Origin of the sequence: Candidatus Halocynthiibacter alkanivorans, from assembly GCF_003333265.1 — a bacterium.
In the GTDB taxonomy this organism is placed as follows: Bacteria; Pseudomonadota; Alphaproteobacteria; order Rhodobacterales; family Rhodobacteraceae; genus Halocyntiibacter_A; species Halocyntiibacter_A alkanivorans.
Genome location: NZ_QOLB01000125.1, coordinates 20,404 through 31,068, shown reverse-complemented (window position 1 = coordinate 31,068; position 10,665 = coordinate 20,404). Strand labels below are relative to the sequence as shown.

Below are 10,665 nucleotides of genomic sequence, written 5' to 3'. Positions count from 1 at the left end.
CGGCGATTATGCTTGGCTGACGCCGGATCTTGAGCCCCTCTACCGCGATTTCCTCCCCGACGACCTGCGCCCGGAACTTGCAAGGTGCGACATCGACGGAACCATTCTGGTGCAGGCGGCTCCAACCCTGGCAGAAACGCACTATCTGCTCGATCTTGCTGCGCAACACGATTTTGTCAAAGGCGTGGTTGGATGGGTTGATTTTGAAGCGTCCCCGGCCCCGGCAGACATCGCCCGCCTGGCACAGAACCCGCTTCTGGTCGGGCTGCGCCCCATGATCCAGGACATCGCTGATCCGGAATGGATGTTGCGCCCCGGTTTGGAGCCGGCATTTACCGCCATAATGCAGCACGATCTGACCTTTGACGCTCTGACCCTGCCGCATCACCTGCCGATACTTCTGCAACTTTTGCAACGCCACCCCGGACTGCGCACTGTCATTGATCACGGCTCCAAGCCCGCGATTAAGGACGGCGGCTTCAAGCCCTGGTCTCAGGACATCAAACGGTTTGCCGAACAGACCGGCGCCTACTGCAAAATCTCAGGTCTGGTTACAGAGGCGGCGTTCGGGTGGGACGTTGACGACCTGAAACCCTATGTCGACCACTTGCTGGAGTGCTTCGGACCTTCCCGCCTGATCTGGGGAAGCGACTGGCCGGTCTGCATATTGGCCAGCAGTTATGAAGAATGGCTTGCGGCCACCGAAATATTGCTGGCCGATCTGAACGCCGAAGAAAAATCCGCGGTGATGGGGGGCAATGCGTCCCACGCGTATCACCTGAGAGCACAACAAGACTAATTCGCAGCTTGGTTTGAGCTGGGTCCTGAAATTTGGACACTGACGGAAGCTGCGAATTGTCACCTGCTGATCTTCATTACGAAGGATGATCAGAGGTGTCGAAACGAAAGCAACATCGCCCGGAGTTTGAGGCCAAAGTGGCGTTGGATACGCTGAAAGGCGAGGAGACGGCGTCGGTCAGGCGCAGGGCTCAATCCAGCCGTTCGCTGCGCGCCGCATGAAAGCCCGCTGAGCGGACGCAGCGTCCATTGCCGTTGCGTCCGGTTTTGGTCAGAGGCCGGCGCCCGCTGCTAAGCCGCCGGCTGGCAGGAAGAACACCACACGGGACCTGATCTCAACCGCTCTTCCCGACCAGGAAATCGATCATCGCACGCGTCTTTGCTGGCAGGTTGTCCCGGCTGGCATAGATCACATGTACGCCAACCGGCGGCGCTCCAAAATCCGGGAGAATTGACACCAGGGTTCCGGCATCCAGTTCGGCCTGACAGATGAGTTTTGGCAGGCGGGTGATCCCACGGCCTGCAAGGACAAGCGCCTTTTCGGTGTGGGCATCGTTGCATCGGACCCGTGGCGCGATTGGCACGGTGATCATTTCCCCGTCCGCTCCAGGGTAGGTCCAGCTTTGCGTTATCCCGTGAAACGAGAAATCAATCAGATCGTGGTCTTTCAGATCAGCGGGGTGGCGCGGTGTGCCGTTTCGTTTCAGATAGGCCGGGGACGCCACCGTAAGACCCTGGGTGCGAAATAATTCGCGGGCGATCAGATCCGATGGGGGCAGGTTTCCGATACGCACCAGCAAATCGATCCCTTCACCGATCATATCGGCGCGCCGCTCAGATATGTCGATGTGCAGATCGACATCAGGGTATCGCTCAAGAAACTCGGGCAGCCAGTCATTCAGCCACCCGTGTGCAAAAACCACGGGTACGCTCATCCGCAGCTCCCCAAAGGGCCGGTCGCCTATTGAATGTAACCGGTTCTGCACCGCATGTGCGTCCTCCACAATCCGACGGGCGTTTTCATAATAGATGCGCCCGGATTCTGTCAGGCTGATCCGGCGTGTTGTCCGGTTCAAAAGCCGCGTGCCGAGCCGCGCCTCAAGCCGCGCGATCTCCTTGCTGACATGGCTGGGGGTATGTCCCAGCAGTTTGGCAGCCGCGCTCATCCCCTCATGTGCCACCACCGTGCAGAACAGGACCATGCCGTCAAAGAGGTCTTTATTATGATCCATATGGAATATATGCCGTTCTGACTGAGCTATTAAAGTCCAATACAACATTAGATACCTTTGTTGCAAGCAAAGGAAAGGCTAAGCCATGTTGGACATCAGAAACTTCGATCACATCGGCATCCGTATCAGCGACCGGGACGCATCCGTTGCATTCTATGAATTGCTCGGGTTCGAACTGGTCGCCGATGGCGGCTTTGACGAAGGGCATCCGCTGGTGATGCTCCATCCGGCCGGGATCAACATTAATCTGCTGGGGCTGGCAACGGCAAAAGCAGGCACAAACATCCTGATGGACGAGGCCGAGAAATACCCCGGCATCACCCACCTGGCGGTGAAAGTGAAAGATGCGGAAGCGACCGAAGCTTTCGTTACACAAAATGGCATCGCCATCACAGGCCGCCGTGAATTTCGCGGAACCAGCACCATCTTCATCCGCGACCCGGATCGCAACGTGCTGGAGCTTGTCGGCCCTGGCCCCTCGGTCGCGCAACTGATTGCCGAGCACGTGCACGGCTAAAACCCATCCCCTCAAAGGAGCTACCCCCATGACCTCTTTCTTCAAACCACTCGCCACGGCCCTGAGCCTGACCATCGCCCTCACCGCGCTGCCAGCACTGGCACAAACCCCGATGATCAAAACGGTTGATGGCGTCGCCAGCTACCCCGAAGGCTACCAGGGCACACCGGTGCGCGCCGCTGATGAAGATCCGTTTCTGTCGCCGAGCAATTCCGCACTGATCCTGATCGATTATCAGCCGCCGATCCTGATGGGGGTGCGCAACATCGACCACGAAGATCTGATCAACAACACCACCGGCCTGATCAAAACCGCGGTTCTGTATGATATCCCGATCATTTTTTCCCACGTCGCAGTTGGCCTGAACGGCTATGATCCAATGATCGAAGAACTGCGCGAACTGGCCCCGGATGCGGTCTTTATCGACCGCACCAATGTAAACGCATGGGAAGAACCAGAGTTTGTCGCAGCCGTTGAAGCCACCGGGCGTCAAAAACTGATCATGGGTGGTCTTTGGACCGACGTGTGTCTGGCCTACCCCGCGATTGAAGCCGAAAACGCAGGCTACGACGTTTATGTGCCCGAAGATGTGGTTGGCAGCATGAGCCAGCTGTCCCATGAAAACGGTATGAAGCGCATGATTGCTGCCGGGGTTGAGCCGATCACCTGGAATGTGGTTCCGGCGGAATTTCAGCGTGACCATGCCCGCTCAGGAGTGCTTCCGGAAGTGACCGCGATTTTCATGGAATACCTGTTCAAGGTTGACCCGGACACAACCTGGTAATCCGGAACCGGTCAGGGGCTTCGGCCCCTGGCCATTTGCCATTTGCCATTTGCCATTTGCCATTTGCCATGATCCGCCCTTCTGACTGACAAAGGAACCCACCAAAATGAAACTCTATTCCGCTCCCGGCACCTGTTCCACTGCGATGCACATCGCGCTTGAATGGATTGGCAAACCCTATGAGGTCGAACATCTCGACTTTGCCGGCATGAAATCCGCCGAATATATGAAGATCAACCCGTCCGGCGTGGTGCCGACGCTGGTGGATGGCGATCTTGCGCTGCCTGAGGGCATGGCCATCCTGCTTTATCTTGTGGACCAGAACCCGGATGCAAACATCGGCCCTGCCGCAGGCTCCGCTGAGCGTGTCGAGTTGCACAAATGGCTGGTCTATTTGTCAGGCACCTTGCACCCCTATTTCTGGCCGCATTTCATGCCCACGCGCTTCACCACGGATGAAAACGGCCAAGCTGCCGTTCAGGCCGCGAGCCACATCCTTGTCGACAAGGCATTGACGCTGATCGACCAGCATCTTGAAGGGCGCGACTGGATGGTTGGGGATGCGAAATCAGTTGCGGATGCCTTCCTCTATCCGATGGCAAGCTGGGCCTATGGGTTTGAAAAACCGACCGCCGCGTACACGAATATCGACCGCGTGATCCGGAAACTGGCTGCTGACCCAGCGGTGCAAAAGGTGCACGCCGCGCAGGGGACAAACGCCAAAGTTGAGGTGGCGGCCTGATGTCGGTCGACCCCAAAAATATGACGCATCACGTTGCGATGCGGGACGGATTGCCAGCGGTGATCCGTCCGACTTTGCTGGAGGAGTCGCAGCAAGACTGGCAGGCGCATCCGCGTTTCGCGGGAAAAGCCCGGTTCTTCATGAATATTCACCGGCAGTTGCTGAACGGTGCGGATTGGGTGGCTGCAACAACTGAAACGCTGCTGGATGTCCCCGACGATGACCTCGTCGATCAAATCGACACGTTGCAACTGGGGCAGAGAGCCGCGCATCTGCTGCAATTCGCGCATGGCCATCACGAGATCGAGGACCACGGCTATTTCCCGCAGTTCATCCGGCTCTACCCCAACCTGGAGCAGGCAATGACTTTGCTCGACGGCGATCATCAGGTTTTGGATGAAACGCTGGGTGGGATTGAAACCTCATTGGCCACAACGCTTCAGACACCAAATCGCGACACCCTTGCCGGTTTGCAACGCAATGCGGCGGTTTTGCGCAAGATCATGCACCGCCACATCACCGACGAGGAAGAGGTGATAATCCCGATCTTCCTGCGCCACGGTTGAAACAGGACTAATCCCATGCAAGAGACCACCAATCCAATGACACAAGCCCCTGTTAACACGATGCTGTGGCGGATGGCCGCCCCGATCAGTCTGGGAATGCTGTCAACATTTCTGTTCCAGATTGTCGACACCTATTTCGTTGGCAAGCTTGGTTCAGCAGAGTTGGCCGCGCTGGCATTCTCATCACCCGCGTTTCTATTGTTTCTGTCTGTCTTTATGGGCCTGTCGGTCGGCGTCTCTGCGGTGGTCGCCAAAACCATCGGGGCGGGGGATCGCACCCTTGCGAGCGGGTTGACGATGGTGTCGCTTGCACTGGCGTTGTTCTTGTCAGTCGCGTTTGGATATGGCGCCTATATCATAATGGTTCCGATGTTCACCGCATTGGGGGCCGCACCAGACATTCTGCCGATGGTCGAGACCTATATGGGCATTCTGTACTTCAGCTTTCCCTTTCTGATGCTTGGGATCATCGGCAGCGGTGCTGCCCGCGCCATTGGCATCACCAAAGAAACCGAAATCATTTTTGGCATCGCCGGCGTGATCAATCTTATTTTTGATTACCTGCTGATCTTTGGCATTGGTCCGTTCCCTGAGCTTGGCCTTGCTGGTGCTGCCTGGGCCACGGCTATGTCCTTTGTGTTCATTTTTGTCGGGGTGATGATTATCCTTGCCCGACACGGGTTGATCCGGTTTGGTCCAATGCCCGGCGCACTGTCCGGATTGCGCGAGATCCTGAGGTTTTCAGTGCCAACCGTCTCGATGCAAATTCTGATTCCAGCCACAGGCATGTTCACAACTTATCTGCTGGCGGGATACGGGTCAGAGGCTGTCGCAGCCTTTGGGGTTGCAAGCCGGATCGAGGCTTTGGCGCTGACCGGCATCTTTGCTGTGTCGATGGCAGTTACCCCTTTCGTTGCGCAGAATTTTGGTGCAGGGGAGCATGATCGCATTGACACAGCAGTGATTTTCGCGGGCAAAGCTTCTGTCTATCTTGGTGTACTTCTGTTTGTCATCCTGGCTTTGCTTGGCCCCTCTGTCGCGCGCATCTTTTCTGACGACCCGGACGTCGTGCGCTTTGTTGGCCTCTATTTCAGGATCGTAGCGGTATCCTATGGATTTCAAGGCATTGTGAACGTGACAGTAGCCGTTTTTAATGGGCTGCAAATGCCCGGGACCGCGCTGAAACTGATGGGCATCCGCACCTTCTTCATCGTATTCCCATTCCTTTTTGTCGGATCACTGCTTGGTCAGTGGTGGATTTTGATTGCTCTGACAGTGGGGAATGTCCTGGCGGCCGTCCTGGCAGCGCGCCTGATGCGCGGCTCACAGAAAAAATGGAACAGACCAATCGCTGATGCCAGCCCATGGGCAGACATTCGCAAGGACGTTGTCGGGCTTTTTCAGCGGAAGTAATCATTGTCATCTGCTTTGTTTCAACGACGGCGTCCTGACAAAATAAATCAACAGATGCGGCGCGACGAAGGTCACCGAAAGGCTCAGAGCCGCCATTTGTCGCGCCAGAGTCGAACAGCAGCAATGGGCCATGCCTGAGTGTTATGGCAGAGGGACGCGGCGGGTATTACTGCGGTGCCGGAAACACATGTGGCGTGCACAGCCTGTTCACCGCGATGCCGAGCCTTGCCCATTGCCTTTACAATCCCGCAGCACCATTCTGTGCTTATATATTACGGTTACGGAGGCTCTCGTGAAACGGTTCTTGCTCATTGCCATTCCCAGTTTTATCGCCGGCGTTATTTTTGGTGCGGCCTTTTGGTACCTGGCTTCGCCCCTCTGGATCGATCGGGTTGTCAATGAAACCCTGGCCCAGGGCGAGGACGTGATGATAGTGGCCGAGGGAAGTTTCCGCGACGCCGATGCCGCGCATCGTGGCAAGGGGAACGCACGCATGGTCGCCCTGCCCGGTGGCGGGGTCGAGGTGCAGCTTTCCGGGTTCGAGGTCACAAATGGCCCCGATCTGGAACTCTGGCTCTCGGACCATCCCGATCCGGCCAGCTCTGCAGATGTGACCGCGGGCAATTGGCTGTCGCTCGGTCTGCTCAAAGGCAATATCGGCGATCAAAGCTATTCCGTCCCAGCCGGCACCGATCTGAGTCAGTACCGCTCTGTCGTGGTCTGGTGCGAACAGTTCGGTGTGTTGTTTTCCGCCGCCCCGTTTGGCAGCCCCGACGGATGACGGGCCGGGCACGGTCCAAAGAGCACAAATCCTGACCGGCGCTGGAACACCGTGACGTTCACGTAGCAATGCACACCGCTTAGATGGTTACGGTGCAGCCTTTGACAGAAAGGGCCCGGAGCGGACTATCGCTGCCGCAGGGCTGAACGCCTGCTGTGCGGACGAAGAAACCATTCTGAATTTGGGTGAATTTCCAGACAGAAACTGAACGAGTGTTTGTTTTCGCTTACAGCGTGGCAAATCACACCCGGCCTTAAAGCAGACTTTGCCGCATTGAGCCCGGCAAGCCTTTGTCGCCGGGCCAATAATAGTTTGGAACGGGGTTGCAGTGCAGGCGCTATGGCGTCAGGTCCAGCGCCTCAACAACAGAGTCAAAGGGTATCCCGGCTTCCTCGTTCAGCCGCTGCACGTCGGCGACAGAATTTCCGTCAAACAGGCACATGCAGTGCCCGTCATCCGGGGTGAATGTTGTGCGAATATATTTTATATCGGTCCCGGCAGCGCTCATTTCTGCCGCTTTCGAAATTGCGGCCTTCTGCGCGCCGCCGAGATCTTCCATGCTGATCCCTTTGAGACTTCTCTCGACCAGGTAGACTGTCATGGGGTTTTCTCCTTGTGGTGATTTGGCATGCCACTATGAAGCCGCAAGATCTGAGCGAACGGAACCAGCAAATCCTTATCAATCAATAACCTCAAGTTATCGACTATTGTGTTAAAGTCGCAGTCAGATCGGCAATAGTGGAGTTCTCCACCGTGGAAATGTCTCAGATCAAATACGTGCTGGCATCGGCCAAAACCTTGAATTTCACCAAGGCAGCTGCGAACTGCAATGTCAGCCAACCGGCCTTAACCAAAGCCATAAAGACGATGGAGGCGCAGTTGGGCGCACCTTTGTTCCACCGCGAAGGCAAACGCATCCTGCTCAGCGACTTTGGCCGGTCCATGCTACCGCACCTGCAGCAGATCATGGCAGAGACGGATGCGGCCCAGACGCTGGCAGAAAACTTCAGACTGCTGAACGACGTGCCGGTGCGCCTTGGCGTGATGTCAACGGTGGGCCATGTGCGCCTGTCGCGCTTCCTGTCAAAATTCCAGAAAGACTATGATGGAGTCGAGGTTGCGGTCAGCGAAGCCAGCCTGAGCGAGCTGAAAAGCAAGTTGGAAAATGGCGATCTTGATCTGGCCATCCTAAATCCGCTCGACGCGTTCAGTGACGGGTTCAACGTTACTGAACTATACAACGAACGCTATATTGTAATTATCGCCCCCGGCCACGCGCTGGCCGACAAAAATGCGATCAGGCTGGCCGATCTGTCGGGACAGCCCTACGTTGACCGGCTGGCCTGCGAAATGCGTGAAATGGTGATGGGAGTCTGCCGGGATACCGGCGTAGACCTATACGCGCGTTTTCGTTCCGAACGTGAAGACTGGGTTCAGGCAATGGTGCTGGCACATATCGGGTTTGCGTTCATGCCGGAATATTCGGTGAATTTGCCGGAACTTCTGCAGCGGCCACTGGTTGAACCATCGCTGAGCCGGACGATCTCGATGATAAATGTATCTGGCAGGCAATTTAGCCCGGCAGTTTCCGCACTTGTGCGCTCAGCCCAGTGCTTTGGCTGGCCTGGTTAAATATACGCAAATGGGTATTTTCACTGCAGCCACTGTAAACATCTCCGTTTGAAGGTGCCTGGTCCGCTTTGGGCTTAGTCTGTTGAAAAACTTTAATATCGAGCCTGCGCGGCAGACCTTTTTGCCATGTGGTCTGATCAGTTAGGTTTTGGCGAGGGTTCGGCCAAACTCGCCTTCCGCCGCTCTTGAGCAAGCGCGCAGCGTTCAGGGAGGTGAGAGTAAAGACTATGCCTCAATCGTTGACCCAGATCGGATTTGACCATGCACGTTTTCCCGCCCGGTCAATGATCGAAACGCGGATCCAGGGCGAGCCGGCCAGACGGTCCAGCGAAATTTTCCCTGTTGTCATGGTCTCTCCCCGCTGGGATGCCATTGGCGAGCCCTGGCCCTGAATAAGGATGCTGACAACCGGAGTACAATCCACTTCGATGCTGTTTCCGGTGACACGTATATCGTGAATTTCCGGGCCGGTGCTGGAGTAGTACGCACCGGATTTCAGGGCCGCAAGCAACGCCTCTGGTGTGTTTTCCCGCGCCTTGACCTTTACCCAGCCACCGAAATAATCGGGGGAATTGAAATGCGCATCATCAGTGGCGATCAGGTTCAGACGGCGGCCCTCGTTCAACAGATGTTCCAGCGTCAGGAACCCTTCACCGCGGTCATTGTCGACAACGCAACCGTGGTTGTAAATCTCCACCGCATGCGCGGCGGTAATGGTGCGGGCGTCGGCCTCGGTCATACCGGACCAGTGGGGGTGCGCGATGGCCACAAACGCGCCCCCATCCCGCGCCCGTTGTGCAATACTGGCGGCGGATTCCGACTCCCTGACCGGGCTGAAATCCGGTGCATCCGGCGCGGCAAAATCAAACGGAAGCCCAAGGCCCAAAAGATGCCATAACTGGCCGTTTTCCATGGAACCTGTGTGTAATTCTGCGCCCGCAATCGTGGTGAAACCGTTGTTGCGCAGTCCGGTTGTGTCGGTGATCGGGTAATTAAACAGTCCGACAAAATGGTCTGTCAGGGCGATGAAATCATAGCCTTCTGCCTGATATCGGCGGCAGACCTCTTCGGGGTCCAGTGACCCATCCGACATGGTGGAGTGGGTGTGCAGATTGCCGCGATAAAACTTGCCGGCGTCGGTGAAAAAGCTGGTTGGCATGGCGTTGGCTTTCGGTTCGGTATTACAATGCAATCAGGAGGTTTGGGCCAGAGCTTCCGCATGATGGCAGGCGACCATGTGCTGTGGACCAATCTGGCGGAACTCAGGTATCAGTGAACGACATTTATCGTCAGCATGCGGGCAACGGCTGTAGAAGGCACAGCCCGAAGGCGGGTTAAACGGGTTGGGCGGCTCGCCCCCGATTGTCGCCCGCGATGTGCGGGCGCGCGGGTCCGGCACCGGTACCGCGGAAATCAGCGCCCTTGTATAAGGGTGCATCGGATTTTCTATCAGCATTTCGCTGTCAGCCAGTTCGACGAGCCGGCCCAGATACATCACTGCGATGCGCGAGCTGATATGACGCACCACGCTCAGATCATGGCTGATGAACAGATAGCTCAGCCCGAGCTTCTTTTGCAGATCTGCCAGCAGGTTCACCACCTGGGCCTGGACCGACACATCAAGCGCCGAGACACTTTCGTCGCACACCAGCAATTGAGGCCCGATGATCAACGCGCGCGCAATGACCGCGCGCTGCTGCTGGCCGCCCGACAACTGGTGCGGATAACGCTCCAGCAGATGTTCTGGCAAGGTGACCGCTTCCAGCATATCAAGAACCGTTTTGTGACGGTCAGCCGGATCCCCCAGCTGATGGATATCCAGCGGCTCACGGATCTGCGCCCCGATGGTGCGCCGCGGATTGAGCGCCCCGAGCGGGTTTTGAAACGCCAGTTGCATCTCGCTGCGCAACCGGCGCCATTCTTTCTTGTTTGTCCGGGTGATGTCCTGACCGCGAAACAAAACCGAGCCCGATGTCGGTGAAATCAGGTTCAGGACAAGCAGACCGAGCGTCGACTTGCCGCAGCCGCATTTCCCCACCAGCCCGAGGGTCTCGCCGGCGATCAGGTCGAGCGACACCCCGTTGACGGCGTGCGCCACCCTGCGCTTGCCAAACAGGCCGTCGCGCTTGACCGGGAAGTGGCAGACCAGATCACGCACCTCCATCAGGACGTCCGGCTTAATATTTGCTGGCTTGTTCAT

Annotated in this window: 12 protein-coding genes; 8 read left to right on the top strand and 4 right to left on the bottom strand. The window is 56.9% G+C overall.

All coding sequences use genetic code 11. From position 1 onward, the window contains the following. A partial coding sequence (locus DWA01_RS15455) for an amidohydrolase family protein (protein ID WP_114286709.1) occupies positions 1–799 on the top strand: 799 nt, incomplete at its 5' end. Between the two features lie 334 nt (positions 800–1,133). Here the strand turns inward: DWA01_RS15455 and DWA01_RS15450 are convergent. Beyond that, positions 1,134–2,030: a LysR family transcriptional regulator gene (locus DWA01_RS15450; RefSeq protein ID WP_160116060.1), complete on the bottom strand. Its 897-nt coding sequence runs from the start codon at positions 2,028–2,030 to the stop codon at positions 1,134–1,136. 85 nt (positions 2,031–2,115) lie between these two features. Here DWA01_RS15450 and DWA01_RS15445 point away from each other — a divergent pair, with 85 nt between their 5' ends. The 6 genes from DWA01_RS15445 (at position 2,116) to DWA01_RS15420 (ending at position 6,833) form a co-directional block, all read left to right on the top strand. Next, positions 2,116–2,547 carry a VOC family protein gene (locus DWA01_RS15445; RefSeq protein WP_114286707.1) on the top strand — a complete coding sequence of 144 codons (432 nt, stop codon included), beginning with the start codon at positions 2,116–2,118 and terminating at the stop codon, positions 2,545–2,547. Between the two features lie 28 nt (positions 2,548–2,575). Beyond that, positions 2,576–3,331, top strand: a complete 756-nt coding sequence (locus tag DWA01_RS15440; RefSeq protein ID WP_114286706.1) for an isochorismatase family protein — start codon at positions 2,576–2,578, stop codon at positions 3,329–3,331. Positions 3,332–3,437: 106 nt separating this feature from the next. Continuing rightward, positions 3,438–4,073 carry a glutathione S-transferase family protein gene (locus DWA01_RS15435; RefSeq protein ID WP_114286705.1) on the top strand — a complete coding sequence of 212 codons (636 nt, stop codon included), beginning with the start codon at positions 3,438–3,440 and terminating at the stop codon, positions 4,071–4,073. Then, entirely contained in the window at positions 4,073–4,639 is a 567-nt protein-coding gene (locus DWA01_RS15430; protein ID WP_114286704.1) for a hemerythrin domain-containing protein, read from the top strand. The genes DWA01_RS15435 and DWA01_RS15430 overlap by 1 nt, the downstream gene beginning before the upstream one ends. A 15-nt stretch (positions 4,640–4,654) precedes the next feature. Then, positions 4,655–6,052 (top strand): MATE family efflux transporter, encoded by a 1,398-nt coding sequence (locus tag DWA01_RS15425; RefSeq protein ID WP_114286703.1) that lies wholly within the window; start codon positions 4,655–4,657, stop codon positions 6,050–6,052. Positions 6,053–6,344: 292 nt separating this feature from the next. Next, the gene (locus DWA01_RS15420) at positions 6,345–6,833 is read left to right on the top strand and encodes a DM13 domain-containing protein (RefSeq protein ID WP_114286702.1); all 489 of its coding nucleotides are present in this window, start codon (positions 6,345–6,347) and stop codon (positions 6,831–6,833) included. Positions 6,834–7,170: 337 nt separating this feature from the next. Here DWA01_RS15420 and DWA01_RS15415 read toward each other — a convergent pair whose 3' ends face one another. Then, a complete protein-coding gene (locus DWA01_RS15415; protein WP_114286701.1) occupies positions 7,171–7,434 on the bottom strand; it encodes a DUF4242 domain-containing protein in 264 nt (87 codons plus the stop codon). A gap of 158 nt (positions 7,435–7,592) precedes the next feature. Here DWA01_RS15415 and DWA01_RS15410 point away from each other — a divergent pair, with 158 nt between their 5' ends. Continuing rightward, entirely contained in the window at positions 7,593–8,465 is an 873-nt protein-coding gene (locus tag DWA01_RS15410; protein WP_136057768.1) for a LysR family transcriptional regulator, read from the top strand. A 232-nt stretch (positions 8,466–8,697) separates the two neighbouring features. Here the strand turns inward: DWA01_RS15410 and DWA01_RS15405 are convergent, their stop codons facing one another. Together DWA01_RS15405 and DWA01_RS15400 are read right to left on the bottom strand one after the other, a co-directional pair. Continuing rightward, positions 8,698–9,624, bottom strand: coding sequence for a PHP domain-containing protein (locus DWA01_RS15405; RefSeq protein WP_114286712.1), 927 nt, complete (start codon positions 9,622–9,624; stop codon positions 8,698–8,700). Between the two features lie 33 nt (positions 9,625–9,657). Further along, positions 9,658–10,665 carry an ABC transporter ATP-binding protein gene (locus DWA01_RS15400; RefSeq protein WP_114286699.1) on the bottom strand — a complete coding sequence of 336 codons (1,008 nt, stop codon included), beginning with the start codon at positions 10,663–10,665 and terminating at the stop codon, positions 9,658–9,660.

Excerpts from the sequence above, each read along its gene's own strand:
- DWA01_RS15430 (WP_114286704.1), top strand. The coding sequence starts at position 4,073 with ATGTCGGTCGACCCCAAAAATATGACGCATCACGTTGCGATGCGGGAC.
- DWA01_RS15415 (WP_114286701.1), bottom strand. The coding sequence starts at position 7,434 with ATGACAGTCTACCTGGTCGAGAGAAGTCTCAAAGGGATCAGCATGGAA.
- DWA01_RS15445 (WP_114286707.1), top strand. The coding sequence starts at position 2,116 with ATGTTGGACATCAGAAACTTCGATCACATCGGCATCCGTATCAGCGAC.
- DWA01_RS15440 (WP_114286706.1), top strand. The coding sequence starts at position 2,576 with ATGACCTCTTTCTTCAAACCACTCGCCACGGCCCTGAGCCTGACCATC.
- DWA01_RS15400 (WP_114286699.1), bottom strand. The coding sequence starts at position 10,665 with ATGAACAAGCCAGCAAATATTAAGCCGGACGTCCTGATGGAGGTGCGT.
- DWA01_RS15425 (WP_114286703.1), top strand. The coding sequence starts at position 4,655 with ATGCAAGAGACCACCAATCCAATGACACAAGCCCCTGTTAACACGATG.
- DWA01_RS15405 (WP_114286712.1), bottom strand. The coding sequence starts at position 9,624 with ATGCCAACCAGCTTTTTCACCGACGCCGGCAAGTTTTATCGCGGCAAT.
- DWA01_RS15450 (WP_160116060.1), bottom strand. The coding sequence starts at position 2,030 with ATGGATCATAATAAAGACCTCTTTGACGGCATGGTCCTGTTCTGCACG.
- DWA01_RS15435 (WP_114286705.1), top strand. The coding sequence starts at position 3,438 with ATGAAACTCTATTCCGCTCCCGGCACCTGTTCCACTGCGATGCACATC.
- DWA01_RS15410 (WP_136057768.1), top strand. The coding sequence starts at position 7,593 with ATGTCTCAGATCAAATACGTGCTGGCATCGGCCAAAACCTTGAATTTC.